Genomic DNA, 26,182 nt, shown 5'->3' with positions numbered 1-26,182 from the left:
AAATTAAACCCAATTCCATTTTTCGATTAACAAATCAAAAACTATTTCTTGTTGACTCATTTTGTCTGCTCTCGTTTGTGGGCACTGCAACCATTTCCGCCTATCGGGTTCATTCTTCCATTTTTGGAGGATAATCGATGTAAAACTAACAAGAAAATGTCAAACGCTAATAAATACACAATAACAAACACCCAAAAAAAATACCTAAGAATCGTTGCTGATAATTTACTAATTTGTCATAAGCATTTACTTAGTGATATTGAAACAGAAACTCGAACAGATTCAACTCTATTAGATACAATTGTTTTATGTAGGAAAATAGATTTTTTAACAGGAAACAATATGCCTGATTTAATGAATATTATATATCCTGAAATTACTGCGCAATCCTAAGATAACTTGATAGCATTTTTAAATCTTCTCTTATTTTAGAATAGTTATTTGAAATACAAAAATCTACTCCGTCTTTTAGCCATTCCTCTGTAATAAAATCAGAACTTCTATAAAGAGTAATAGATTTAGAAAACCTTTCGAATTTTTCGTCAGATTCAAAAGATTCACGTTTTAAATTTTCACACCGATTGTAAATGCTAGTGTAGATGTTATAAACTTTAACAAAGTCTATTTCATTTGTGTTTTCAATTTCTATTATGTCATATTTTATATCTTCAATAAGTAATTCTAAAGTAGGTTTCATATTGTTTTGGTTATTTCAGTTATATTTTTGGTTTTCAATATAGTTTTCTATTTCGTAAAGATAGTTGTCAATTTTTGTAAATCTATATCTTATTCCTTCATATAAATATTTAGCAATTATTAAAACAATAAATGATATTACAAACCAAACTATAATAAACAAAATTATAGTAAAAACATTATGTGGGTTGACTACTTTATAAGCAATAAGTCCAGTTGTAAAAGGAGATATTAATCCTAAAATTATCGATATAAAAACGTAAATATAAACTGAAATTTTAAGTGATAATTTATTCATAAATTAGTTATTATAATTTTAAAGTTTTTAAAAAGAGAGGGACGCGAATCCCTCTCAGCAGTCTCGCGAATGGCTTTAGAATACGATTTGATTTGATTTAATTTAAATGCAGATTTTAATGTGTCTTACCACGTCTTACCAAAGCGATGCGACCACTTCAATCAATTTAACTAAGGAGGTTAATAAATTAACCCACTTGCTAATCTTTTCAAGTTTACACATAATCTTCTTTAGCTTTTGTACAGTCGCTAGACTGAAATAGGAAATAAGCGTCCTATTCTTCTTAAAAACTTTGAGCATTCAACCCTATCAATTTTGGTAGGGTTTTCTGTTTCTATTCTAAACTGCATGACAACTTGTACATAGGTCTGACAAAATCAGACTTATCACCCCTATTTTGGGTGGCTTTGTCTGACAACCGTCCTGCTTTATTGAAAATCAAATATACCCTTTTTATTTCCATTACAATTAATCTTACATTTATAATTTAAAGAACTGGAAATAAAACTTTTGTATTAAATGAAAAGGCAGTTTAGTCATACAAAAAAAACTATTTTGTATCTTTATGCTAACTATGAAAAAAGCTCCACAATATAGACTTTCAAAAGAAGAATCCCGATTTTTTCAAGGACCGTTTTCCCGATTTAGGGAGTTGATTTTCACCTTCAAAGTGCAGTATAACTTCATTAGGGCTTTCCGTAAAATGCACTTTATCGGGCCTTGTGTCACGGTTTTTGGTTCGGCACGTTTTGGTCCCGAAATGGATCATTATCAGGATGCCGAAAAAATTGGCGCCGCAATGGCTAAACTGGGTTTTACCGTAATGACAGGCGGCGGCCCCGGAATTATGGAAGCCGCCAATAAAGGAGCTTATGAAGCCGGTGGTTATTCCGTGGGTTGCAATATTGTGCTTCCCGTAGAGCAAAAACCAAATCCGTATCTTCATAAATGGATTTATATTCCCTACTTTTTTGTCAGGAAAGTGATTCTCGTGAAATATTCCTTCGCATTTATTGTAATGCCGGGAGGAATGGGCACTTTGGATGAATTATTTGAATCTTTGACCTTAATTCAAACAAAAACAATTGCCGGTTTTCCGGTTGTGATTTTCGATACGGAATATCATAAAGGTTTGTGCGAGCACATTGATATGATGGTAAAGCACGAAAGCATCAGTCCTGAAGATATGAAATTGCTGTTTGTTACTGATTCCGTTGAGGATTTGGTTGCACATATCAAGAAATATTCCATCAAAAAATTTGGATTGAAGAAGGAAGTTTACAAAGCCAAATGGTGGTTTGGAGAAAGTAGAAGATGATAAATTTGTGTTTTTTGTCATTGCGACGAAGGAGACTCGAGCGATAGCGAACTGGCGAAGCAAATCACATTTGTTGCTCATATTAGTTGCTCTCGTTATGTGATTGCTTCGTTCCTCGCAATGACAAATAAGAACGTTTTATTAAGCAAAAACATCTCATTTCGAGATGTTTTTTGATTTTGTGGTGTTCTATGTAACACTTGTTACTGAACTTCTTTTTTTGCGAATATATATTTGCCCCATAATCAGATAAATCAATTATGAAGAAAATAAATTTTATAATGTTGCTTGGAACAATTTCCATTTGTACTTTAGGTTATAGCCAAGACACTTTGACTATTTCCAGGAAGGATATCTGGCAAAAAGCTTCCGACAAAAATTTGCAAATAAAAATTGCAGAAAAGTCGTATCAATCGGCGCAGGCTGATTACAGGCAATCAAACGCGCTTTTTTTGCCGAATATTTCCGCTTCACATACTGCAATTTCTACAACTAACCCCCTAATGGCTTTTGGGTCTAAACTCAATCAAGAAATCTTGACGGCTTCTGATTTTAATCCGGCATTGCTGAATAATCCAGCGAAAACTAAAAATTTTGCCACTAAAATTGAAATTTTACAGCCTTTGATAAATGTTGATGGATTGTATGGAAGACAAGCAGCCAAATCCAAAATGGAAGCGTTTCAATTGCAAACCGAGCGTACCAAAGAATATTTGGAACTTGAGGTTAGTAAATCCTTTATGCAATTACAATTGGCATACAAAGCGGTCAAGGTCTTGGAAAAAGCAAGTGCTACGGCTGATGCCAATTTAAAACTGATAGAAAACTATTTCAAGCAAGGTATTTTGCAAAAAACTGATTTGCTTTCGGTGCAAGTTCGTGTCAATGAAATAAAAAACCAGTTGCAATATGCCAAAAGCAATGTACAAAATGCCTCAGATTATTTGGCTTTTTTATTGGATGAAGACAATTCCAATAAAGTATATAAACCTTTGGAAGAATTAGAAAACACCATTGCTATTGAAAATATTGACACCAAACTTTCCGATAATAGAAAAGATATTCAGGCAATGTCAAAATCATCTGAAGCCTACCAAAAAATGTTGCAATCTAGCAAAATGAATTTCTTGCCAAGATTGAATGCTTTTGGAAGTTATGAAATGTATGATGATAAATTATTTGGCACTACTGCCAAAGGGTATTTAGTGGGAGCACAATTATCTTGGAATGTTTTTGACGGTTATAAATCTATTGGAAAAATGGAAAAAGCCAAAGCCGATTTTCAAAAATATGAAATTGAAACCCAACAATATAAAGCTCAAAGCCAATTGGAATTGAACAAAACCAATCGTCAGTTAAGGGATGCCGAAAACAAAGTAAACCTTTCTAAACTAGCTTTGGAACAATCACAAGAAGCGTATAGAATCAGAAGCAACCGTTTTACCCAAGGACTGGAAAAAACAACAGATTTATTGCAATCTGAAACGCAAATGTTCCAAAAAGAATTGGAATTACTACAAGCCGTTTTTGAATACAATTTCACTCAACAATACTTACAATTTTTAACTAAATAAACATATGAAAAAGATATTAATACCAATTATAACTGTAGCATTTGCCATTTTATCTTCGTGTAACGGAGAAAAAAAAGAAGTGGTGACCAATGAACCGGCAATTGCCGTGAAAGTAAGTGGAGTTTCTGAAAATGACACTAGCTCTTTTATCACAGCAAGCGGAAAAATTGAAGCCGAAAACAGTGCTAATTTAAGTACCAGAATGATGGGTTACGTTACCCGAGTTCACGTGAAGGTAGGACAAAAAGTGGGAGCTGGACAATTATTGGTAAGCATTAATAACACCGATTTAGAAGCCAAAAAAGCACAAGTTGACGCTAGTATTCTTCAAGCGACTGCGGGCTATAACAATGCTAAAAAAGATTACGATCGTTTTGTTAATTTATTCAAACAACAAAGTGCTTCCCAAAAAGAATTAGACGATATGACGGCGCGTTACGAAATGGCGAAAGCGGGATTAGAAGGAGCCAAGCAAATGAGAAACGAAGTGATGGCGCAATTTTCGTATTCTAATATTACGGCTCCATTTTCGGGAGTGGTAACTAATACTTTTGTAAAAGAAGGTGATATGGCAAATCCGGGAATGCCTTTGGTTAGCGTTGAAGGAGCTTCAAAATTACAGGTAACAGCGATGGTTTCTGAAAATGATATTAGTTCCATCAAAAAAGGAATGTCTGTGAAAGTTTTGGTCAAATCATCCAACAAAAATATTACCGGAAAAGTGAGTGAAGTGAGTTTGTCGGCTACAAATACAGGCGGACAATATTTAGTGAAGATAAATTTAGATAAAACTGACAGTTCCGTTTTGTCCGGTATGTTTGTAAATGTACAATTCCCAATTGTAAATGCCGCTAAAACTGCACAAAGTGGAATGGTTTTGGTTCCAGAAAATGCTTTGGTAAAACAAGGTCAGTTAATTGGAATTTACACCATAGGAAGCGGAAATGTCGCCATTTTACGATGGTTGCGAACAGGAAAAACTTTCGGTAATCAAGTGGAAGTTTTATCAGGATTATCAGCAAACGAGCAGTACATTGTTTCGGCTGAAGGAAAATTGTTTAACGGAGCGAAAGTTAGTGTTCAGTAATCAGTCACTGTTTTCAGTTTTTCAGCTCCAGAGGAGCGATATGTTTGTAGAAAAATAGATTTCATTGTTAATTCCGCGTGAGGGATAGAAGTGAAAATCCCACGTGTCATTCCGACAATAGGAGGAATCCCGTGGATTGAAACGGATAGCCCGACCCGACCTTTTTGGGAGGGTCACGCCCAAATAAATAAAATATTATGCAAGAAGGAATTTCAGGTAAAATAGCCAATTTTTTCATCAATTCGAAACTAACCATTTTATTGATGGTGGCTTTGATGATTATTGGTGTTTATAGTTCGTTTCTTATTCCAAGAGAAGAGGAACCACAAATTAATGTTCCGATGGCCGACGTGATGGTGGGCTATCCTGGTGCAAGCCCGACAGAAGTGGAAAATAGAGTTGCAAAACCCTTGGAAAAAATCATTTCTAATATCAAAGGGGTCGAACACGTGCATACGATGGCAATGAATGGTCAGGCGATGCTGATTGTACAGTTTTATGTAGGTGAGGATGTCGAACGTTCGTATGTGAAGCTATATAACGAATTGGCAAAACACGAAAATATGTTTCCGCAAGGTGTTTATAAACCCATCGTAAAAACACGTTCCATTGACGATGTGCCAATGTTAGGAATAACGTTTTGGAGCGAAAAACAGGATGATTTTCAGTTGCGTCAAATAGCCGAAGAAGTTAGTTCGGAAATTAAAAAGGTAAAAGACGTTGCCGTTACCAAAGAAATTGGAGGTAGAACGCGGGAGCTAAAAGTGATTTTAGACAAAGACAAAATGGCCGAAAACGGCGTGGATGCTTTGGGAATTATGCAAATGATTCAGGCCAACAATGGAAGTTCACAATCCGGAAGTTTTGTAAAGAATGACCAAGAATATTTGTTGACAACAGGGCAATTTTTATCGACTTCTGAAGACGTTGAAAGTCTTGTTGTGGGGGTAAATAAAAATATGCCGGTGTATTTGAGACAAGTGGCGAAGGTTCAAGATGGCCCTTCAACAGCACGGAGTTATGTGTCTTTTGGTTATGGAAAAGCCAATGAAAAATTTAAAAATGCGCAGTCAGAGTATCCAGCCGTTACCATTTCTGTTGGTAAAGTAAAAGGAGCTGATGCGATGAAAATATCGGAGAAAATTATAGCTAAAGTTAATCTACTCAAGAAAAATTTAATCCCGAACGATGTTCACGTAGAAGTGACCCGAAATTATGGCGAAACGGCTTCGGACAAAGTGGGAGAATTATTGATGCACTTGGGGATTGCTATTTTGGCGGTTACCTTCTTGGTGATGTTGGCTATGGGTTGGCGTGGTGGATTGGTGGTATTTTTCTCTGTTCCATTAACGTTTGCCTTGACTTTGTTTGCTTATTATTTATTGGGTTATACGCTGAATAGAATTACACTTTTCGCACTTGTTTTTGTGGTTGGAATTGTGGTAGATGACAGTATTATTATTGCCGAGAATATGCACAGGCATTTCAAGATGAAGCGACTTCCATTTAAACAAGCAGCAATTTATGCGATTAATGAAGTAGGAAATCCAACTATTTTGGCAACCTTTACGGTAATTGCGGCAATTCTTCCAATGGCTTTCGTATCCGGAATGATGGGGCCATATATGAGTCCGATGCCTATCGGTGCTTCGATTGCGATGATATTGTCTTTGTTTGTGGCTTTGACCGTGACCCCTTATTTGGGTTATCATTTGCTTCAAGAAAAGGAAACACAAGAACATAAAGCCGAAGAAGGATTAAATACCAGTTGGGTTTATAAAATTTACAACAAGTTGGAGCGACCTCTCTTGGAAAGCGGTACAAAAAGGAAAATTCTTTTGGGTATTACTGTTATACTATTAATAGGTTCTGTAACTATGTTTTTCACTAAATCGGTGGTTGTAAAAATGTTGCCATTTGACAACAAAAACGAATTTCAAGTAGTGATTGATATGCCCGAAGGTACAACATTAGAACGTACGTCGGCCGTAACCAAAGAAATTGCGCAATATCTTTCGACTAAACCAGAAGTGGTTAATTATCAAAACTATATCGGAACTTCGGCACCAATTACCTTTAATGGTTTGGTTCGTCATTACGATTTGCGTGGTGGAAGCAATATGGCAGATATTCAGGTGAATTTATTGCATAAAGAAGACAGAAAGTTGCAAAGCCACCAAATTGCCAAAGAAATGCGACCTGAAATTCAAAAGATTGCCAAGAAATATGGAGCAAATGTAAAAGTGATTGAAGTTCCGCCAGGACCACCTGTTCTATCGACTTTGGTTGCAGAGATTTATGGACCAAATTACAAAGACCAAATAAAAGTGGCTAATCAGGTAAAAGATATTCTTAAAAACACTTCCGATATTGTGGATATCGATTGGACGGTTGAGGATAATCAAACGGAATATAAACTGGTGGTGGATAAAGAAAAAGCAATGCTCAACGGAATTGCCCCACAACAAGTGGTTGGGAATTTGACTTATTTGCTGAAAGAATATCCCGTTTCTAATTTGTATGACGAAAATTCTGATGACAATGTTGGGATTGTCCTTTCGCTTGACGACAAAGACAAAACCAGTTTGCAAGATATTCAAAACCTAAAAATCAAAGGAAGTCAGGGCAATATGATTCCGGTGAGCGATTTAGTGAAAGTAAAAATGGATACATTGCAGAAAACCATTTACAGAAAAGATCAAAAACGGGTTGTTTATGTTACTGCCGATATGGCCGGAGCATTGGAAAGTCCAGTATATGCAATTTTAGGAATGAATGAAAAATTGGCCAAAATTAAAGTGCCAAAAGGATATAAAGTCAATGAATTGTATATGGAACAACCATCGGATGAAAGTGACTTTACTGTAAAATGGGATGGAGAATGGCAAATCACTTTGGAAGTTTTCCGTGATTTAGGGGTTGCATTTATGGTGGTAATTGTTATCATTTATATGCTGATTGTTGGTTGGTTTCAAAACTTTAAGACGCCTATTGTAATGATGCTTGCCATCCCATTATCTTTAATTGGAATTGTATTTGGTCACTGGTTATTAGGGGCATTTTTTACCGCCACTTCATTTATTGGCATGATAGCTTTGGCGGGAGTTATGGTTAGGAACTCGGTACTGTTAATAGACTTTATTGAAATTCGATTGAACGATGGTATTCCATTAAAACAAGCCATTATTGATGCCGGAGCAGTAAGAACGGTTCCAATTTTATTGACGACAGGAGCAGTAGTAATCGGGGCTTCTATTATTTTGTTTGACCCTATTTTTCAAGGATTGGCAATATCATTGGTTTTTGGAGCCGTGGTTTCTACAATTTTGACTTTGTTAGTTGTGCCAATTATTTATTACATAACAGAAAGAAAAAAATGGGAAAGTGATTCAGACAGTGAATTACCTAAAGACCAAGAACTATAACCTAATACTTAAAAAAATGAAATTACTATTAATAACAGCAATAAAAGAATTTGAGAAAGAAATTAAACAAATTCTTAAAAAGTCAGAAGTTAAATCATTTTCCTATAAAGATGTAAAAGGATTTAAAGATAACTCCGAAGATGCCATAGAAGGCAACTGGTTTGCAACCAATATGCAAGAAACAGAATCTATACTATTTTATGCTTTTGTAAAAGAGGAAAAAGTAGATTCTCTTTTTGAATTTGTAGGAGTATTTAATAAAGAACAAGTAACGAAATCGAATATTCATATTGCTGTACTTAACATCGAGAGATGCAGCAAGTAAATTCATTAAATCTAAATAATTATGAAAAATAGAGTCTTTAGAGCAATTGTAGGAACTTTTATACTAATCAGTTTGTTATTGGCAATTTATGTAAATCAAAATTGGTTATGGTTTACCGCATTTATAGGTGTTAATTTATTACAATCCTCAATAACCAAATGGTGTTTGTTGGATACTATTTTGTCTAAATTAGGATTGAAGGATTAAATAAAAACTCCTAACTTATTTATGAAAAAGAGGATATCTTGAACGGTATCCTCTTTTCGTGTTTTAAAAAAGTCTAGCTCTCCTACAGAAAATCAATTTAAAAACAGTAAATTTAATATAGTTTTAATTCAATCCTTATAAACTATGGATTTAAGTAAATACAATCGAAAACGCGATTTTGATTCCACCACCGAACCTAAAGGTGAGATTAAAAAATCAAAAAATGAATTGATTTTTGTAGTACAAAAACACGCAGCATCGCATTTGCATTATGACTTTCGTCTGGAAATGAACGGGGTTTTGAAAAGTTGGGCAATCCCAAAAGGACCCTCAATGAATCCGGAAGAGAAAAGACTTGCGATTTTGGTGGAAGACCATCCTTATGTTTACAAGGATTTTGAAGGAATTATTCCCGAAGGAAATTACGGTGCGGGAACGGTTATCGTTTGGGATAATGGAACCTATACTTTGGCTGATGAACACGATAAGGATGAAGTTGAAAGTAAATTAAAAGAAGGTTTACAAAAGGGTCACCTTAGTTTTATTCTGAATGGGAAAAAATTAAAAGGAGAATTCGCATTGGTAAAATTAAAAATTAAACAGAAAAATGCTTGGATTTTGATAAAAAAGAATGATGAGTATGCAAATGATGCCGACATTTTACTTAAAAATAAATCCGTTATTTCTAATTCAACTTTAGAAGAATTGGGAAAATAATTTTTTTCAATGGAAAAACAAGGCTATCGCTATTTCGATAAGGATTAATATAATAATAATCCACTCTAAACGGGTGCTTTCCCGGACGTTTAACACATCAGTAAAAAGGGTAAGATTGTTTTCAACGATTTGCAGGCGATAATCAAGGTCTTTGAAACGGGGATTGATGTCAAAATTGGTCTTGAGGAGTCGGTTGAGCAGATTGAGTTCTTCATTATCCCAAACGAGGTTTGGATCATCGAGAATATACAAATTGTCGACAATACTGTTTTTTACATTCAGTACCTTTCCTATGTATTTGAGTAAATCAGTTTTTGAAATACTCAGTTTACCGCGATGTTCCAATTCCAGAATATAGTATTTTGAAGAAGTTATGAGTTCGTCCGTCAATACTTCGTAATATTCAAGCGCGACAGATTGCCCAATATTGAGCATTACAATTCGCAATAGGGAAGAGTCAATTTGGGGAACGGTGACATAATCATTTTTTACCAAAGCCCTATGTAATTTTTCATCGGTTTCAATCCGGTATTCCTCAAACAAATTTAAATTAACAGCTGTGGTGGTATAATTTTTCACAAAATGAATGAATTCACTCTTGGCTACTGCATCATAATTAGCAAATACGACCACCCCATAGTCAAAAACATATAAATATCGGTTAGTGTCTGTTAGGGCATAGAACACTTCGGAAGTGGATCCGGAAAAGGCTTCGGCACGAAATTCGGCACGAAATTTTTTGATATTAAAGAATTCTGCAATTTGGATAGCCTCGATTTTGATTTCCATAATAAACTGTTTTACACAAATTTAAGAAAAATTTCATTTTGTAAAACCAAAGGTAGGCTCAGATTTCATATCTACCTTAACTTTACTTTTCTATTGAGAAAAAACGGAATCAAAACCTGAAATTATAAAGATAATCTGATCTATTTAAAAAATAAAATCTTAAATTTGAGTGTGATTTGATAATGGCAACAATAAGGCTTAAAAATAGTATTCTATTCATTATCAAAGTTTTATTTGCAAAAATCAGTCGTATTGATAAAATCAGGATAGTTAAATATTTTTTAAATGAAACATTTGATGCTATATTTATTAAGTCTTCTGGCAGTTGTAATTTTTAACCCAATTTATGCCCAAGTTTCAGATTCAATAAGAAAATGGAGTATAGAAGAGTGTTTTAAATATGCGGCTGAACACAATATTGAGATTAACACACTTAAGCTAAAAGAACTAACTTCCATACAGGAGGTATTGGCTGCCAAAGGGAGCAAAATCCCCAGCCTGTCAGGTTCTGCCAATAACACATTTAATAATAGTAAAAATGAGGTATCTGGCAATGGTAATCTTGAAAATCAGTTAACCAGCAATGGAACTTATTCGGTTAATTCTTCGATTATTCTGTGGAATGATAATTACATTAATAACAATATCCAGCAAAAGGATTTGCTAAGTCAATCTGCAAGACTTTCTATACAGCAATCCCAGAATAATATTACGCTATTAATTACTCAAAGTTACTTGGCTATTTTATTGGCAAAAGAAAACCTGAAATATCTTTCTGATCTTGTAAAAACATCAGAAGCCAGGGTTAAACAGAGCCAACTATTTTATGATGCCGGGAGCATTCCAAAAAATAATTTATTGCAACTCCAAGCACAACTGGCAAGCGATAACTATTTATTGGTACAAACCCAGAACGCAATCAGGCAGAACATCCTGTCCTTGAAACAATTGCTGCAATTACCGACAGACACCGTATTTGATATTGTAACGCCACTTTCGATAGAAATAGTTGTTGTGATGCCTTCGCTTCATAGTGTGCAACAAACAGCTTTTCAAATTTTCCCGGAAATAAAAATTGGGAAATTAGGCGTTGATATCGCCACATTGGATATTGCCAAAGCCAAAGCGGGTTTCAAACCTGTACTTTCTGCAAACGGCTCTATGGGCACAGGTTATAGTGATGTTATCACAAATTCCAATTTTCCAAAGACAGGGTACTTCACACAATTGGACAATAATTTTTACCAACGGTTTGGGCTCAACTTATCAATTCCTATTTTTTCAAACCGTATTAATAAGACCAATCTTGAAAAAGCCAATATTGGTTATAAACAAGCCAATCTCAATTTGCAAAACAATCAACTGGTTTTGTCGCAAGAGGTAGAGCAGGCTTATCTCAATGCCACAAATGCCCAGCAGGCTTATGATGCAGCAAAAGAGCAATTGAGTGCCGCCACGGAAACCTACCGAATCTCAAATGAACAATTCAGATTAGGCGGAATCAATTCGTTTGATTTATTGCAGCAGCGAAACCAATATGTGCAGGCTGTGCAGGCTTTCACTCAGGCAAAATACACTGCCGTATTGCAACAAAAAATATATGAATTCTACATGGGCAATCCTATAATATTATAAAATCACTAAAATGAAAAAAAAGACAATCATATTACTTTCTGTTTTGGTTATTGTAATAGTTGCTGCAATCCTATATTTCGTGTCCCGGAAAAAAACAGAGGAGGTAACCATTGTAACCAGCAAGGCACAATATGGGTATATTGAAAAAAGTGTGACGGCCACCGGAACCGTCCAACCGGTTGACACCGTTTCTGTAGGAGCACAAGTTTCCGGCGTGGTAAAAAATATATATGCTGATTTTAATAGTGTGGTAAAAAAAGGGCAATTGCTGGCCAAAATTGATCCTTCTATTCTTTTGGCGCAAGCCGAACAATCAAAAGCAAATCTTGCCAATGCCAGAAGTAACCTGAATTTTCAGCAGAGTAATTTTGAACGACAAAACCAATTATTCAACTTGGGAGCCATCAGTAAAGCAGATTATCAGCTGGCGCTAAATCAAATTCAAAGTGCCAAAGCTGCCGTAGATAATTCAGTTGCACAATTGAAAGTTATTAATAAGAATCTTTCCTATACCGATATTTATTCCCCTATCGATGGGGTAGTGCTTAACAGGAATGTGAGTGCCGGACAGACTATTGCTTCCAGTTTTAATGCGCCTACATTATTTGTCATTGCAAAAGACCTTACCAAAATGCAGGTTCGTGCGGCTGTAGACGAAGCCGATATAGGCGAAGTAAAGTCAGGACAAGAAGTAACTTTTACGGTAGATGCTTTTCCAAACGATGTTTTTGAAGGAACTGTTCAGGAAATTTTATTGCACGCAAAAGTTTCAGCAAATGTTGTAACCTATCCCACTCTAATAAATGTTGAAAATGAAGCAATGAAACTGAAACCAGGTATGACAGCCAGTATCTATATTTATACAGAACAAGACGATAATGCTTTGTTAATTCCCTCCAAGGCTTTGACTTTCAAGCCTGATTCCACTTTATTAAACCATTATATAATCATAAAGGCGGAAAGAAATATTGCCGGTCTAAAAAGAGAAGGAGAAAAGAAAACCCAACAACCAGACAGTACAAATAAATTGAATAACCTAAACGAAACAAACCAAAAAGCAACTGTATGGATAAAGAATGGCGATACACTAACAGAGAAAAGAATAACAATCGGTCTGAATGATAATACTTATGTAAAAGTAATAAAAGGGCTGTCGCCAAATGAAGAGGTGATAACAAATGTTGTAACAGGTGAAAACAACAACAATGCCGATAATGCACAACGGAGTCCTTTTATGCCGCAAATGCCAAGAAGAGGTAGCGGAAGGCCGAGAAATTAATGAAATAAAACCAAGGAGTAATGAGTTCAGTCATTGTAGATTTAAAGAACCTGACACGGGAATTCAGAATGGGAGATGAAACCGTTAAGGCACTTAACGACGTTAGTTTCACCATCAACTCAGGTGAATTCATAACCATTATGGGCAGCAGTGGTTCGGGCAAAACAACCCTATTAAACATATTGGGTTGTCTCGACAAACCCACTGGGGGAGATTACTTACTTGACGGAACAAATGTAAGCACGCTTTCAAAAAATGAACTGGCAAGACTTCGCAACAAAAAGCTGGGTTTTATTTTCCAGTCGTATAATTTATTGGCAAGAACATCAGCCATAGAAAATGTGGAATTGCCTTTGTTATACAATCCTGAAATTTCTGCAAAACAACGCAGGGAAAAAGCCATGAGCGCACTGGAAGCCGTTAATCTCACCGATCGAATTCATTATCTTCCGAGTCAGTTATCGGGTGGACAGCAACAGCGGGTGGCTATTGCAAGAGCTTTGGTAAATGACCCCGTAATGATACTTGCAGATGAAGCTACCGGAAATCTTGATTCCAGAACTTCTTACGGGATTATGGTGCTGATGCAGGAACTTAATGAGGTACACGGAAAAACAATTGTCTTTATAACGCATGAACCGGATATTGCCACATTCAGCAAACGTACCATTACACTTCGAGATGGGATGATTATAAAAGACAGCGTCAATACGAACGTACGAAATGCAAAAGAAGTTTTAGAAAGCCTTCCACCAATTCCTGATTTGATAACTGTAGCAAAATGAAAATAACTAATCTTTTACGCATAGCCTGGAGGGCAATTCAACGGAATAAGTTGCGGGCTTTTCTTACTATGCTGGGTATTATCATTGGTGTGGCTTCGGTCATTTCAATGATTGCCATTGGTCAAGGTTCCAAACAAAGCATCCAAAGCCAAATAAAAGGAATGGGCAGCAATATGATTACGATAAGACCAAGCAGCAACGTGATGGGTGGAGCAAGAATGGAAAATACCAGTGTTCAATCCCTTACAGAGCAGGATGTCGTCGCTTTGCAAAAACAAGCAGTTTATATCAATGCCATTTCTCCTTACGTAACTTCACGAGGGCAGGTCATTAATGGTCCTTATAACTGGTCTACCTCAATGCAGGGGGTATATCCGGAATATTTATTCATCCGCGGTTGGACTTTGCAGGAAGGTACGCCTTTTACAAATCAAGACGTAAAATCGGCTGCCAAAGTTTGCCTGATAGGACAAACAATATTAAATAATCTCTTTCCCGATGGTGGAGATGCCATGGGGAAAAACATTCGTTTTAAAAAAATTCCATTTAAAATAATCGGTATATTGAGTAAAAAAGGGGAGAATACTTTCGGTCAGGATCAGGATGACGTGATACTTACTCCAATTAGCACGGTACAGAAACGAATCCTGTCCACCACATATTATCAAAGTATTTTTGCCTCAGCTATTGATGAAAACGCAACAGATAAAGCAGCTTCAGAAATCCAACAGATATTAAGAACAAGTCATAAACTGCCAAAAGGAACCGATGATGATTTTACAGTAAGAACACAGGCCGAATTGATTAGCACCTTTACTTCCACAAGTCAGACACTGACGGTATTGCTGGCTGTTATTGCGGGTATATCACTGGTAGTTGGCGGTATTGGTATTATGAACATCATGTATGTATCGGTAACCGAACGCACCAAAGAAATTGGGTTGAGGATGGCTATTGGAGCAAGAGGAATTGATATCATGATGCAGTTCTTAATTGAAGCCATTATGATCAGTATTACGGGAGGAGTAATAGGAGTGGTACTGGGGATTTCTGCAACAAAATTGGTAACCTATTTTATACATTGGCCAACTTTAATTACTGAATCATCGGTTGTTCTTTCCTTCTTGGTATGTTTTGTCACAGGGGTGTTTTTTGGGTATTATCCAGCATTAAAAGCCTCAAGGATGAATCCAATAGAAGCATTGCGATATGAATAAATAACTCTATTTGATGAGGGAATTTATATCCTGAAAAGATTTTCGTAAATCACGTGACTTCCATAAAACACGCAAAGCAGGGAAGAAACAATTATCAAACCAATTTGCAGTTTTTGAGATTTCAGTATTGATTTTCCATAAGGAAGACTAAATAAACCCGAGGCAATAAACATTCCGATAATAGAACCTGCACCGAAAATTAAAATGTATGACAATCCTTCCAGCGTGGTTTTCATTTGCGAAAGCACCAAAACTACCAAGGCACCACTTCCAGCCAAACCGTGAACCAAACCTACTCCAAAAGCCGCGCTAAAACTATTCGATTTATTGGGATGACTGTGATTTGAAGCGGTAATTATATGTGAATGTGAGTAAGTGTGTGAATGCAAATGGCTAACAGAATCAGTATTGGAAAGAGTGTGACTATGGGAATAAGTGTGTGTGTGCGTATTTTTTTTAAATAATTTTGACAAGCGATAAATACCCAAAAAAACTAGCATTAAGCCAACTGTAGCTTCCAAATAACTAAAAATGTGTTCGCTGACACTAACTTTAAAACCAATCATCAAAACAACTATCACGAAAATGGTAAGTGTGTGGCCAATTCCCCAATACACGCCGTCTTTCACGGATTCTTTGAGATTATTTCTATTGGTTACCAAGCTATTTACCGCCAATAAATGATCGGCTTCAAAAGCGTGCTCCAGTCCAGCATATGCCGTTATTATAAATCCTATCATCTCTAAATGGAATAATGATAATAAGCCGCACAAGCACCTTCCGATGAAACCATTGGCGCTCCAAGAGGATTTGAAGGCTTGCAATTTTTACCGAATTCAGGGCATTCGTGAGGTTTTTTGATTCCTTTCAGGATTTCTCCCGCTATGCAGTTTTTATCTTTTTCGCTATGAGTTACTTCGATGGAAAACTTCCTATTGGCATCGTATTTTTTATATTTTTCGGTCATTACAAAACCGCTTTCGGGAATTTTCCCAATGCCTCGCCATTCTTGTTCTCCAATTTCGAAAACATCATAAATGACTTCTTTGGCTCTTAGATTTCCTTCGGGTTTTACCAAACGCTTGTATTGATTGTCAACGAAATAGTCGCCATTTTCTAATTGAAGTACGGCGTGATAAATTCCCTGTACCAAGTCGGCAGGTTCAAATCCAGTGACAACAAGCGGAATTTTATATTTTTCTGCAATGGGATAATATTCGTCCAATCCCATAATCGTGCAAACGTGACCGGCAGCCAAAAAGGCGTCGATGGTGCAAAATTCATCCGATAAAATGGCTTCCATAGCCGGCGGAACCAAAACGTGAGAAACCAGAATAGAATAATTATTCAAGCCCAATTTATCAGCGTGAACCACGGAAAGTGCATTGCTTGGAGCGGTAGTTTCAAAACCTACTGCAAAGAAAACCACTTCTTTATCAGGATTTGCTGCAGCAATATTCACCGCTTCGAGAGGGGAATATAAAATTCTCAAATCGCCACCATCCGCCTTGGCTTGCAGCAAACTTTTTGTTGAACCCGGAACCCGAATCATATCGCCAAAAGAGCAAACAATAACGCCTTGTTTTAATAGTTCAATCGCCTTGTCAATCAACGAAATAGGAGTAACACAAACCGGACAACCCGGGCCGTGAATCATTCTCACTTCTTTGGGAAGTAAATCTAACAGTCCATTTTTTACCAAAGAATGGGTTTGGCCGCCACAAATTTCCATTATATTCCAAGGCTTAGTAACTATTTTGCTAATCTCAGATAAATAGTGCTTTACGAGTTCTGGATTTCGGTATTCGGTTAGGTATTTCATATATAATCAATTTCTCAAAAGAATATTATTAACCCGTTGGGTGCAATTATTAAAAACGTCAGCGTGAGTGTTTTTTGTGCAGTAAAACGGAACAAAAAATGTATCGAGAACCGTTTTTAATAATAATTTTCTAGTTCTCGATACGATCCCGCCCAAAAGCGGGATCACTCGAACTGACGAAAATTATCATCAAAAACTAATTACACCCAACGGGTTATTATTAAACTATCTCCATCAATTCGATGATAAAAATCAATGTAGTATTGGGCTGAATCATTGGTTGTGCACCATATTCTCCATAAGCCAAATGATGCGGAATGTATAATTTCCAACGTGAACCAACTGGCATCAATAGCAAAGCTTCTTGCCAAGCCAAAATGGTTTGCGCTACATTCATTTCTATTGCACCGCTATCTTTGGTCGAATCAAAAACGTCTTTGTTTAATAAAGTGCCTTCGTAAATGACTTTTACGGTATCGTTAATAGTTGGAATTTCTCCAGTTCCTTGTTCCAAAATTTCGAATTGTAAACCACTTTCGAGTGTGATAACGCCTTCTTTTTTAGCGTTTTCCTCCAAGAATTTTTTGCCTAATTCAGCGTTTTTATCTTTCAAATCTTCCTGAAGTAGCACCACATAATTTTGAAATATATCGATGGCTCTTTTTTGGGTTATTTTTGGATAAGAATCATTAAAAACCGATTTCATACCTTCGATATAATCATCATATTTTATCTCGTCAAAACCAATGTCTTTCAGGCTTTGCGCCATAATCACTCCGGCAGAATAGGATATTTTATCAGATTCATCTGTTTTTCCTATAGTTCCCAACAATTCGTTTATGTTCATATTTTCTAAAATTAATTTTTAATATTAAGATAATAATTCAATTGCCCGAAAGAAATGTTTTCGTCGTTTGGAGATAAGTTTTCGTGTAAATGTACCTCAAAATCGTTCGATAGAAATTCGATAATCATATCTACAAGAAGCGAGTTTTGAAATACGCCACCGCTGAATGCTAATGTATGAATTTTATTGTTTGCGGCAATTTTTTCAATACTCTTAATTAGTGTGTAATGAAAATTCACGGCAATTTCTCCAACTGAAATTCCATTAATTTTATCCGAAATTATTGTGTCAAAAAGTAATTTAGTTGGAATGATATTATTGCTTATTTTTTCATTTTCGAGATAATCGATAAGTTCACTTTTTGATGCTGAATACTGTTTTTGGGCTATTTTTTCCAAGTAAATTGCCGCTTCGCCTTCAAAATAAATTTGTTGGTGAAATCCTAATACAAAACCCACCGCATCAAATAATCGTCCCATTGACGAGGTTTGAATCGTTGAGTTTTGAATTGCTTTCGAATAAATATTCCATTCATTAGCATCGAAATAGTCTTTAAAATATAAATTTGAATCGCTGATGGACAAAGCCGAAATTTTTGGATTTTTAGACATTTTGTCTCCAAGAATCCAAGGGAAATTAGCCAAGTGGCCAATTCTATTGATGGTGTTTTTATGATATTCGAAAAATTCTCCGCCCCATATTTCGTTTTTATTCCCATAACCGATTCCATCCCATACAATTCCCATAATTTTGTCTTTGGATTGCCACAAATTCTTCTCCCCAAGAATCGCCGCAAAATGGGCTTCGTGGTGCTGGATTTTTTGAAAATGAATATCATCTTCCTCACTAAAGAAGCTTTCTTCAATATTTGAACTTATATATTTTGGATGGGAGTCAGATAATAGGACTTCTGGTTCAAAACTGAATATTTTCCTGTAGTTTTCTATTGTTTTTTCAAATCGTAAATAAGTGTCATAATTTGCCAAATCGCCAATGTATTCACTTATATAACAATTATTGTTGGGCAAAATGGTAATCGTGTTTTTCAAGTCGCTGCCGAGACAGAGTATTTTTTGGTTGTATTTCGGTTTATCGAATTGCAAAAAATTGGGAGCAAAACCACGTGAACGTCTCAAGATTATTTTTTTGGAATGTTTTTCCGTGAATTTTATAACCGAATCATCCTGTGGATGGAGCACATTCAAGGAATTGTGGATAAAATAATCGGCGATTTCTTTTAATGTTTTCGTGGCTTCTTTTTCATTGGAACATATCGGAGAACCGTGAAAATTAGCACTTGTGGCAATAATTGGTTTTCCGAAATTTTCCATTACCAATTTCAATGTTCCTGAATTTGGAATCATTGCTCCGATAGTTTCAAGATTGGGCGAAATTTGATTGACGGCTAAATCCAACACGTTTTTTATTGGTAAAATTACTATTGGAGTTTCGGTAGAATTCAGCAAATCCTTTTCGATAGGATTCATTTTTAGATAGTTTTCTATTGACTCCGTGTTTTTGAATAAAACAGCAAATGGTTTCGTGGGTCTTTTTTTTCTAATCCTTAATTCTTTTACGGCTTCTTCATTGGTGGCATCACAAATTAATACATAACCTGCAGTATTTTTTAAGGCGATTATTTTCCCTAAGGCTAGTTTTTCGGCTATGATTTTGAATATTTCAGTGTTTGTTTCTGAAAGTATTTCTCCTGAATTGGTTGTTAATTTTAAAGTAATTCCACAATTGGGACAAGAGTTTGTTTGAGAATGAAATCGAATAGTATCGCTATTTTTATATTCCTGCAAACAATTTTCGCACATAATGAATTCATCAATGCTTGTGTTTGTTCTTTCAAATGGGAATTTTTTGGTTATAGTATATCTTGGTCCGCATTGCGTGCAAGTTATGAATGGATAATAATATCTTGGATTTTTAGGATCTAGCATTTCCGCTGAACAGCTTTCACAAATGGCAAAATCCGGAGTTAATGGAATGTCAATAAGTAGGTTAGGAGCTGTGGGTTTTATGCAAAAACCATCCAATTTTTCTATTGAAGGAATTTTTTTTATTTGAGAAGAAGTAATCTCGGAACTTACCGGTTTTTGAATAAATATTTGGTTGTAAAAAGCGTCAATATTGTTGTCATCCGACACGGCATTGATTAAAACGCCTTTTTCGTTATTGGTTACAAAACCTTTTATATTATATTTTGTTGCCAAATTATAAATAAAAGGTCTGAATCCGACTCCCTGAACTCTTCCGGAAATTACTATTTCAAAAGTATCAGGACTCAAGTAGAATGCTATTTTTTGTTTTTAATTCTTCTAGTAAATCCAGTATTTTACTTTTTACATTGGACAATGAAGCTTGTACTTTGGGAGATAACTCGGTAACCATAGGATCCATATTGTCTATTGAAACGGTGTAAAGGTAGATGTCTGGCATTCGACCGAACATAGTTAGTATTTCGACCATATCTTTTAATCCAAAATTATGTCCGCTCAATGATAGAGGGAAATCATTCGAAAATTTTGGTTTCAAAAGAGTGACAGTTCCAGCTTCTTTTCCGTCCATTGTTGCATCAATAATAATGGCAACAGAATGACTTTCAAGATAGGGGATAAGTAGGAATCCGCCTGTTCCACCATCCATAAAAGTGATGTTTTTAGGAAATTCAGATTCGTCAATAGTGTTGACAAAATGAACTCCAACTCCTTCATCTCCCATTAAATAATTGCCAATTCCCAATAGTAATATTTTATTGCCATTATTGTGAAATCCATCGGATACGTGTGGGAATAATTCTTCAGCCATTTGTATATTTTTTAAACTATTAAAAAAATTCCCTGTTATTTTTAGGGAATTTTTATAAATCAATTTATTCATTTATTTTTTTTCTGCCTCTTTCTTGATTCTTTCTGCTCTTACAAATTTATAACCACTTATCATCGCTGATGCTTCGCCCCGTCCTTCTAACCAATCATGATAAAGAACAAGGTACACATGAATTAACACAAACAAAATGAATCCCCACATTGTTAAATGGTGCAAAACTCTAGTATTCATATCACCACCTAGAAACTCGGGTACCCAAGCAAACATTTTTGGTAAAAACCAAGTTGAGTTAGCTGAATACAAACCAAAACCAGTAATAATCATAACAATTGCCAGAATAAACATAACTAAATAGGAAACAGCGGCTATATTATTATGTCCCACGTGTATGCTTTTTTTATAGTTATATCTTTTTTCATTTTGGAGGAAAATATCATATTTTAATGTATACCAACCATTTGAAAGTCCTTCTTTATTGAATGGAACAAATACTTTCCGGTTAGCATATTTATTGCCTTTAAAAGCCCAATACACTCTCATAATTAAAACCGCCACCATTAAATAAGCACTCATAAAATGAATTTCACGAATATACCCAAACCAAAACTGGGAGGAAGCTTCATTTCCGGAAATTATTCCTGGAGGATGGGATATCATTAATCCAGTGATGATTAAGACTGTTATTGCTAATGCATTAACCCAATGAAATATCCTGACCGGCAATTGCCAAACATAGGCTCTTTTAAAATCTTGTATTGACATAAAATATTTATTAAGGGGTTATTTAGACATTACAAATAGAAAGATCATTCATTTCTTTAATGATTTCGCCTTTCTCGTCATACAAATGCACTGCACAAGCAATACAAGGATCGTAAGAATGGATGGTTCTAATAATTTCTAATGGTAATTCTGAATTAGCAACCGGAGTGCCCATCAAAGCACTTTCGTAAGGAGATCTTTGTCCTTTTGGATCTCTCGGTGAAGCATTCCATGTAGACGGCACCACTTGTTGGTAGTTTTCGGTTTTGCCATCTTTGATAATAATCCAGTGGCTCAATGAGCCTCTAGGAGCTTCAACTAAACCAACACCTTTAGCTTCTGAAGGCCAAGATGAGATTTCCCATTTTTCCATATTGGACATTCTGGTATCACCATTTTTGATGTTGCTGATTAGGGTGTCAAAAAATTCAAGATTCCAGCCTGCAACTAATTGTGTTTCTAAAGCTCTTGCTGCTGTTCTTCCCAAAGTAGAGAAAAGTGCCCCGGCAGGAACCTGCAGTTTAGAAAGTGTTGCATCAACTATTTCTTTGTACTCGGGTCTTCCCGAAGCATAACCAATCAAGGTTCTTGCCAAAGGACCCACTTCCATCGCATGACCTTTCCATCTTGGAGTTTTGATAAAACTGTATTTTTTATCCACATCAAGATGGGTGTAAGGAGGTTTTGGCCCTGTATAATTGATGTTGGTTTCACCAACCCAAGGGTGTTTACCCGCGTTTCCGTCTCCTGAATAATCATACCAAGAATTATTTACATATTCTTCAACTGTTTTAAGATTTCTCAAGTCAAGATCGTGAACTTTTGATAAATCCTTGTCAAGTATTACTCCCGACGGGAATTTGAAAGTATTGATATTCGTATTATTGTAGCCTTGCATTGGAAAATCTCCAAAACTCATAAAATTATTAAAACTGCCTATTGCCGCCCAGTCTTTGTAGAAGCCTGCAATTGCCAATACGTCAGGCAAATATACCTGTTCTATGAACTCTTTACCCTGGATCAACAATTTTTGAACCATTGCCAATCTTTCGGCATTGAGTCCGCTGGCATCATCAAGATTGATGGCACAAGCCATACCGCCAACCAAGAAATTAGGATGTGGATTTTTTCCACCAAAGATGGCGTGTACTTTCACTATTTCTTTTTGCCATTCCAATGCTTCCAAATAATGTGCAGTGGCCATTAAATTGGCTTCTGGCGGCAATTTCATTGCTGGGTGACCCCAATAACCATTGGCAAAAATACCTAACTGGCCGCTTTCAACAAATTTTTTCAATCTTTTTTGTAAATCAGAGAAATAACCGGGCGAGCTTTTTGGCCATTTTGAAATGCTTTGTGCCAATTGTGAAGTTTTCACTGGATCAGCGCTTAACCCGCTTACAACATCAACCCAATCAAAGGCGTGAAGATGATAAAAGTGGATCACGTGATCATGAATATATAACGATCCGGTCATTATGTTTCTAACCATTTCGGCATTTGGCGGAACCACAATTCCCAAGGCATCTTCTACGGTTCTAACGGATGCCGTCGCGTGAACAGCGGTACAAACTCCGCAAGATCTTTGAACAAAGGCCCAAACATCCTTAGGATTTCTACCTTTAACAATATTTTCTAGACCTCTAACCATTGTAGCGGACAAAAAAGCTTCTTTTATCGTTCCGTCAGAAATTTCGACTTCGGCTCTTAAATGTCCTTCTATTCTTGTAATTGGGTCAACTACGATTCTTTCTGCCATTTTATTTTATTTATTGGTTTATTAATCTTTTATTTTTGATTCCACTTTTTCGCCTTCTGCAATTCTTCTGTCTAATTCTTTTCTTTTAGAAACATTAGATAAAATGGCATGAGCACCAATTCCGGCAGCAACTGCCCCAAGAGCCACTTTTCCTAAAGTATCTGAATCACTTTCGATTCCGCCTCCAGTTGCGAGGTCACGAGAATAGAAACTTCCTGCATCCCAGAAACCTTTGGCACTGCAACCTAAGCAACCATGTCCTGACTGAATTGGATAGCTAACGCCACCGTTCCATTTGATATTACCACAGGCATTGTAAGTGGTTGGTCCTTTACATCCTACTTTGTACAGACAATATCCTTTTTTGGCATTTTCGTCATCAAAGTGTTCTACAAAAAGACCCGCATCAAAATAGGCTCTTCTGTAGCAGCTGTCATGTACTCTTTTGGAGTAGAAAGCTTTGGGTCTTCCGGCTCCATCAAGTTCAGGAAGTCTTTCAAAAGCGACAACGTGAACAATAATTCCTGCCATAACTTCACCAATTGGTGGACAGCCGGGAACATTTATGATGGGTTTGTCGGTAATTATTTGGTCAATTGGCACAGCCCCAGTTGGATTTGGTTTTGCAGCTTGAACGCAACCTGATGTTGCGCAGCTTCCCCAAGCAATTATGGCTTTGGCGCCAGCAGCAGATTCTTTTAATATATCGATTGCGCTTCTACCCGCAATGCAACAATAATTTCCATCGTCGCCTAAAGGAACAGAGCCTTCAACACAAAGGATATATTCACCTTTATATTTATCCATTGTGGCTTTCTTGGCTGCCTCAGCTTGATGTCCGGAAGCGGCCATTAAAGTTAGTGTGTAATCAAGGGAAATTTTATCCAAAATAATGTCGGCAACAATAGGGTGATCAGAACGAATAAATGATTCGCTACAACACGTACATTCTTGGAAATGTTCCCAAATTACCGGTAATCGTGGTTTTGTTGATAATGATTTTGCGATTTGAGCTAATGTAGATGATTCTACACCCATGTAGGCTCCAATAAATGCAACAAACTTTAGAAAGTCTCTTCGATTGTATCCTTGTCTGATGATACTTTCATAATAAGTTTCATTTGTTTTGATTTCTTGTCCCATAATACATTTTTTTTAAATATCCTATAAATTTACATATTATTATTATAACTTTTACTACATAATAATATTTAGAATGAGACTCAATAAAAGGCAATTTATTTTGTGAATTTAATAATTATTTAACAATATAGATGTCGTAATAATTTTACTATATTTGTCTAGATAGAATTTTTTAGTATCGAAAAAATAGTTTTATTGTCTTTATGAATTGAAATGGTATGCATGAATTATCTATTGTAACTTCTATTATTAAAACTGCCGAAAAGGAGGTGGAAAATGGTGGTGGAGTAAAGGTTTTGGAGATATATTTAGAAATTGGCAAACTTTCGGGAGTAGAGATACAATCTTTAAATTTTGTTTGGGAACTTAGCGCCAATGGCACTGTTTTGCAAGATTCAAAAGTAATAATTACTGAACCTGAAGGAAGGGCAAAATGTGCCGAGTGTGATATGGAATATAGATTGGGAAAAATTTACGATTCCTGCCCAAAGTGCAATAGCCCGTTCAAAAACATTATTTCCGGTAAAGAATTAAAAATCAAGAAATTAATAATAAACTAATAATAATGCTATGTGTGTAACTTGTGGATGCAACTCAGATGGAAACGGAGCTAGAATCATAAAAGTGGATGGTAAAGCCATTCAACATTCTCATACGCACTACCATGGACAAGAACATCATGACCATAGCCACAGTCATGACCACGATCATGACCATAGTCATACCCATGAACATCATCATGACGATCATCAAAATGCCAGAGAAATCAATTTGGAAAAAGAGATTTTGCACAAAAATGATTTGTTGGCCGAAAGAAATAAAGGCTATTTTGAAGCCAAGAATATATTTGCCATCAATTTAGTCAGCTCCCCAGGTTCCGGAAAAACATCATTGCTGGAACGAACCATTGCCGACTTGAAAAACGAAATTTCGTTTAACGTCATCGAAGGCGACCAGCAAACAACAAATGATGCCGATAGGATTGCGGCTCTCAAAGTTCCCGTGATACAAATCAATACAGGCAAAGGTTGTCACCTTGATAGCGAAATGATTGCAAAAGCAGTCAAGGAACTTTCGCCAAAAGACGGTTCTTTGATGATGATAGAAAATGTTGGAAATTTAGTTTGTCCTGCCATGTTTGATTTGGGTGAAAACATAAGAGTTGTCATTATTTCAATCACCGAAGGAGAGGATAAACCCATAAAATATCCCGACATGTTTTACGGTTCACAAGTGTGCATCATCAATAAAATTGACTTATTGCCTTATCTCAAATTTGATATGGAAAAGTTGAAAGAGTATGCAAAAAAGGTGAATCCCAATCTTGAGTTTTTCGAAGTTTCTGCATACACCGGGGAAGGAATGGAAACTTGGTATAATTTTTTAAAAAAATCATTAAAATCATAACAATATGTGTTTAGCCATACCGGGAAAATTAGAAAAAGTCATATCAGAACTGGATGAAACATTTAGAATTGGCAGCGTATCATTCGAAGGAGTTATAAAGGAAGTGAATCTGGCTTTGGTTCCAGAAGCTAAAATTGGCGATTATTTATTAGTGCATGTTGGAGCCGCCATTGGAATAATAAATGAAGAAGAGGCCAGGGCCACAATGTCAGTATTAAAGCAAATGGGGGAAGGAATTTAACTGTTTTTTTAAAA

25 protein-coding genes are annotated in these 26,182 nt (G+C 36.0%); 15 read left to right on the top strand and 10 right to left on the bottom strand.

Annotated features, from left to right (window positions below):
• Positions 1-156 precede the first annotated feature (156 nt).
• On the top strand, positions 157-393 hold the full coding sequence (locus B2145_RS09155) for a hypothetical protein (protein WP_291101305.1): 237 nt from the start codon (positions 157-159) through the stop codon (positions 391-393).
• Here B2145_RS09155 and B2145_RS09150 read toward each other — a convergent pair.
• Positions 377-697: a hypothetical protein gene (locus B2145_RS09150; RefSeq protein WP_291101302.1), complete on the bottom strand. Its 321-nt coding sequence runs from the start codon at positions 695-697 to the stop codon at positions 377-379. The genes B2145_RS09155 and B2145_RS09150 overlap by 17 nt on opposite strands.
• An 871-nt stretch (positions 698-1,568) precedes the next feature.
• Between B2145_RS09150 and B2145_RS09145 the strand changes: the two genes are divergently transcribed.
• The 7 genes from B2145_RS09145 (at position 1,569) to B2145_RS09115 (ending at position 9,647) form a co-directional block, all read left to right on the top strand.
• Positions 1,569-2,312: a TIGR00730 family Rossman fold protein gene (locus B2145_RS09145; protein ID WP_291101299.1), complete on the top strand. Its 744-nt coding sequence runs from the start codon at positions 1,569-1,571 to the stop codon at positions 2,310-2,312.
• 260 nt (positions 2,313-2,572) lie between these two features.
• Positions 2,573-3,886, top strand: a complete 1,314-nt coding sequence (locus tag B2145_RS09140; protein WP_291101296.1) for a TolC family protein — start codon at positions 2,573-2,575, stop codon at positions 3,884-3,886.
• Positions 3,887-3,890: 4 nt separating this feature from the next.
• The gene (locus B2145_RS09135; protein WP_291101293.1) at positions 3,891-4,973 is read left to right on the top strand and encodes an efflux RND transporter periplasmic adaptor subunit; all 1,083 of its coding nucleotides are present in this window, start codon (positions 3,891-3,893) and stop codon (positions 4,971-4,973) included.
• A gap of 197 nt (positions 4,974-5,170) precedes the next feature.
• On the top strand, positions 5,171-8,398 hold the full coding sequence (locus B2145_RS09130) for an efflux RND transporter permease subunit (RefSeq protein WP_291101290.1): 3,228 nt from the start codon (positions 5,171-5,173) through the stop codon (positions 8,396-8,398).
• 16 nt (positions 8,399-8,414) lie between these two features.
• Positions 8,415-8,723 (top strand): hypothetical protein, encoded by a 309-nt coding sequence (locus tag B2145_RS09125; RefSeq protein WP_291101287.1) that lies wholly within the window; start codon positions 8,415-8,417, stop codon positions 8,721-8,723.
• A 21-nt stretch (positions 8,724-8,744) separates the two neighbouring features.
• Positions 8,745-8,930 carry a YgaP family membrane protein gene (locus B2145_RS09120; protein ID WP_291101284.1) on the top strand — a complete coding sequence of 62 codons (186 nt, stop codon included), beginning with the start codon at positions 8,745-8,747 and terminating at the stop codon, positions 8,928-8,930.
• A 144-nt stretch (positions 8,931-9,074) separates the two neighbouring features.
• Positions 9,075-9,647: a DNA polymerase ligase N-terminal domain-containing protein gene (locus tag B2145_RS09115; RefSeq protein WP_291101282.1), complete on the top strand. Its 573-nt coding sequence runs from the start codon at positions 9,075-9,077 to the stop codon at positions 9,645-9,647.
• A gap of 6 nt (positions 9,648-9,653) precedes the next feature.
• On the opposite strand, the gene B2145_RS09110 is transcribed toward B2145_RS09115, so the two are convergent.
• On the bottom strand, positions 9,654-10,436 hold the full coding sequence (locus tag B2145_RS09110; protein WP_291101280.1) for an RMD1 family protein: 783 nt from the start codon (positions 10,434-10,436) through the stop codon (positions 9,654-9,656).
• Positions 10,437-10,721: 285 nt separating this feature from the next.
• Between B2145_RS09110 and B2145_RS09105 the strand changes: the two genes are divergently transcribed.
• Genes B2145_RS09105 through B2145_RS09090 form a run of 4 tightly spaced genes read left to right on the top strand, consistent with a single transcriptional unit; the run spans position 10,722 to position 15,352 of the window.
• Positions 10,722-12,071, top strand: a complete 1,350-nt coding sequence (locus B2145_RS09105) for a TolC family protein (RefSeq protein ID WP_291101278.1) — start codon at positions 10,722-10,724, stop codon at positions 12,069-12,071.
• A gap of 10 nt (positions 12,072-12,081) precedes the next feature.
• Positions 12,082-13,350 (top strand): efflux RND transporter periplasmic adaptor subunit, encoded by a 1,269-nt coding sequence (locus tag B2145_RS09100; protein ID WP_291101275.1) that lies wholly within the window; start codon positions 12,082-12,084, stop codon positions 13,348-13,350.
• A 20-nt stretch (positions 13,351-13,370) separates the two neighbouring features.
• The gene (locus B2145_RS09095; protein WP_291101272.1) at positions 13,371-14,135 is read left to right on the top strand and encodes an ABC transporter ATP-binding protein; all 765 of its coding nucleotides are present in this window, start codon (positions 13,371-13,373) and stop codon (positions 14,133-14,135) included.
• Positions 14,132-15,352: an ABC transporter permease gene (locus B2145_RS09090; protein WP_291101270.1), complete on the top strand. Its 1,221-nt coding sequence runs from the start codon at positions 14,132-14,134 to the stop codon at positions 15,350-15,352. Before B2145_RS09095 ends, B2145_RS09090 begins: the two co-directional genes overlap by 4 nt.
• 23 nt (positions 15,353-15,375) lie before the next feature.
• Here B2145_RS09090 and B2145_RS09085 read toward each other — a convergent pair whose 3' ends face one another.
• The 8 genes from B2145_RS09085 to B2145_RS09050 all read right to left on the bottom strand — a co-directional run bounded on the left by B2145_RS09085 (position 15,376) and on the right by B2145_RS09050 (position 24,520).
• Complete coding sequence (locus B2145_RS09085) at positions 15,376-16,092, bottom strand: sulfite exporter TauE/SafE family protein (RefSeq protein ID WP_291101268.1); 717 nt, start codon at positions 16,090-16,092, stop codon at positions 15,376-15,378.
• Between the two features lie 2 nt (positions 16,093-16,094).
• Positions 16,095-17,174: a hydrogenase formation protein HypD gene (gene hypD / locus B2145_RS09080; RefSeq protein ID WP_291101266.1), complete on the bottom strand. Its 1,080-nt coding sequence runs from the start codon at positions 17,172-17,174 to the stop codon at positions 16,095-16,097.
• Positions 17,175-17,394: 220 nt separating this feature from the next.
• Entirely contained in the window at positions 17,395-18,021 is a 627-nt protein-coding gene (locus B2145_RS09075) for an FKBP-type peptidyl-prolyl cis-trans isomerase (RefSeq protein ID WP_291101264.1), read from the bottom strand.
• Positions 18,022-18,032: 11 nt separating this feature from the next.
• On the bottom strand, positions 18,033-20,315 hold the full coding sequence (hypF, locus tag B2145_RS09070) for a carbamoyltransferase HypF (RefSeq protein ID WP_291101262.1): 2,283 nt from the start codon (positions 20,313-20,315) through the stop codon (positions 18,033-18,035).
• On the bottom strand, positions 20,305-20,835 hold the full coding sequence (locus tag B2145_RS09065; protein WP_291101259.1) for a hydrogenase maturation protease: 531 nt from the start codon (positions 20,833-20,835) through the stop codon (positions 20,305-20,307). Before B2145_RS09065 ends, hypF begins: the two co-directional genes overlap by 11 nt.
• A 72-nt stretch (positions 20,836-20,907) precedes the next feature.
• Positions 20,908-21,618 (bottom strand): Ni/Fe-hydrogenase, b-type cytochrome subunit, encoded by a 711-nt coding sequence (cybH, locus tag B2145_RS09060; RefSeq protein ID WP_291101257.1) that lies wholly within the window; start codon positions 21,616-21,618, stop codon positions 20,908-20,910.
• 22 nt (positions 21,619-21,640) lie between these two features.
• A complete protein-coding gene (locus B2145_RS09055) occupies positions 21,641-23,377 on the bottom strand; it encodes a nickel-dependent hydrogenase large subunit (protein ID WP_291101254.1) in 1,737 nt (578 codons plus the stop codon).
• A gap of 21 nt (positions 23,378-23,398) precedes the next feature.
• Positions 23,399-24,520 carry a hydrogenase small subunit gene (locus tag B2145_RS09050; protein ID WP_291101251.1) on the bottom strand — a complete coding sequence of 374 codons (1,122 nt, stop codon included), beginning with the start codon at positions 24,518-24,520 and terminating at the stop codon, positions 23,399-23,401.
• A 218-nt stretch (positions 24,521-24,738) separates the two neighbouring features.
• On the opposite strand from B2145_RS09050, the gene hypA reads away from it, so the two are divergent.
• Genes hypA through B2145_RS09035 form a run of 3 tightly spaced genes read left to right on the top strand, consistent with a single transcriptional unit; the run spans position 24,739 to position 26,168 of the window.
• A complete protein-coding gene (hypA, locus tag B2145_RS09045; protein ID WP_291101248.1) occupies positions 24,739-25,080 on the top strand; it encodes a hydrogenase maturation nickel metallochaperone HypA in 342 nt (113 codons plus the stop codon).
• A 10-nt stretch (positions 25,081-25,090) separates the two neighbouring features.
• Entirely contained in the window at positions 25,091-25,927 is an 837-nt protein-coding gene (gene hypB, locus B2145_RS09040; protein ID WP_291101245.1) for a hydrogenase nickel incorporation protein HypB, read from the top strand.
• Between the two features lie 4 nt (positions 25,928-25,931).
• Positions 25,932-26,168, top strand: a complete 237-nt coding sequence (locus B2145_RS09035; RefSeq protein ID WP_291101242.1) for a HypC/HybG/HupF family hydrogenase formation chaperone — start codon at positions 25,932-25,934, stop codon at positions 26,166-26,168.
• Positions 26,169-26,182 lie beyond the last annotated feature (14 nt).

Source organism: Flavobacterium sp. UBA5153, assembly GCA_002413745.1.
GTDB lineage: Bacteria > Bacteroidota > Bacteroidia > Flavobacteriales > Flavobacteriaceae > Flavobacterium.
This window is presented reverse-complemented; position numbering and strand designations above follow the sequence as displayed.

Bases quoted from the DNA above. Each gene is read 5' to 3' on its own strand.
- hypA (WP_291101248.1), top strand. From the start codon at position 24,739: ATGCATGAATTATCTATTGTAACTTCTATTATTAAAACTGCCGAAAAG.
- B2145_RS09050 (WP_291101251.1), bottom strand. From the start codon at position 24,520: ATGGGACAAGAAATCAAAACAAATGAAACTTATTATGAAAGTATCATC.
- B2145_RS09125 (WP_291101287.1), top strand. From the start codon at position 8,415: ATGAAATTACTATTAATAACAGCAATAAAAGAATTTGAGAAAGAAATT.
- B2145_RS09145 (WP_291101299.1), top strand. From the start codon at position 1,569: ATGAAAAAAGCTCCACAATATAGACTTTCAAAAGAAGAATCCCGATTT.
- B2145_RS09100 (WP_291101275.1), top strand. From the start codon at position 12,082: ATGAAAAAAAAGACAATCATATTACTTTCTGTTTTGGTTATTGTAATA.
- hypD (WP_291101266.1), bottom strand. From the start codon at position 17,174: ATGAAATACCTAACCGAATACCGAAATCCAGAACTCGTAAAGCACTAT.
- cybH (WP_291101257.1), bottom strand. From the start codon at position 21,618: ATGTCAATACAAGATTTTAAAAGAGCCTATGTTTGGCAATTGCCGGTC.
- B2145_RS09110 (WP_291101280.1), bottom strand. From the start codon at position 10,436: ATGGAAATCAAAATCGAGGCTATCCAAATTGCAGAATTCTTTAATATC.
- B2145_RS09105 (WP_291101278.1), top strand. From the start codon at position 10,722: ATGAAACATTTGATGCTATATTTATTAAGTCTTCTGGCAGTTGTAATT.
- B2145_RS09150 (WP_291101302.1), bottom strand. From the start codon at position 697: ATGAAACCTACTTTAGAATTACTTATTGAAGATATAAAATATGACATA.
- B2145_RS09120 (WP_291101284.1), top strand. From the start codon at position 8,745: ATGAAAAATAGAGTCTTTAGAGCAATTGTAGGAACTTTTATACTAATC.
- B2145_RS09095 (WP_291101272.1), top strand. From the start codon at position 13,371: ATGAGTTCAGTCATTGTAGATTTAAAGAACCTGACACGGGAATTCAGA.
- B2145_RS09130 (WP_291101290.1), top strand. From the start codon at position 5,171: ATGCAAGAAGGAATTTCAGGTAAAATAGCCAATTTTTTCATCAATTCG.
- B2145_RS09085 (WP_291101268.1), bottom strand. From the start codon at position 16,092: ATGATAGGATTTATAATAACGGCATATGCTGGACTGGAGCACGCTTTT.
- B2145_RS09135 (WP_291101293.1), top strand. From the start codon at position 3,891: ATGAAAAAGATATTAATACCAATTATAACTGTAGCATTTGCCATTTTA.
- hypB (WP_291101245.1), top strand. From the start codon at position 25,091: ATGTGTGTAACTTGTGGATGCAACTCAGATGGAAACGGAGCTAGAATC.
- B2145_RS09035 (WP_291101242.1), top strand. From the start codon at position 25,932: ATGTGTTTAGCCATACCGGGAAAATTAGAAAAAGTCATATCAGAACTG.
- B2145_RS09075 (WP_291101264.1), bottom strand. From the start codon at position 18,021: ATGAACATAAACGAATTGTTGGGAACTATAGGAAAAACAGATGAATCT.
- B2145_RS09115 (WP_291101282.1), top strand. From the start codon at position 9,075: ATGGATTTAAGTAAATACAATCGAAAACGCGATTTTGATTCCACCACC.
- B2145_RS09155 (WP_291101305.1), top strand. From the start codon at position 157: ATGTCAAACGCTAATAAATACACAATAACAAACACCCAAAAAAAATAC.
- B2145_RS09090 (WP_291101270.1), top strand. From the start codon at position 14,132: ATGAAAATAACTAATCTTTTACGCATAGCCTGGAGGGCAATTCAACGG.
- B2145_RS09140 (WP_291101296.1), top strand. From the start codon at position 2,573: ATGAAGAAAATAAATTTTATAATGTTGCTTGGAACAATTTCCATTTGT.
- B2145_RS09065 (WP_291101259.1), bottom strand. From the start codon at position 20,835: ATGGCTGAAGAATTATTCCCACACGTATCCGATGGATTTCACAATAAT.
- B2145_RS09055 (WP_291101254.1), bottom strand. From the start codon at position 23,377: ATGGCAGAAAGAATCGTAGTTGACCCAATTACAAGAATAGAAGGACAT.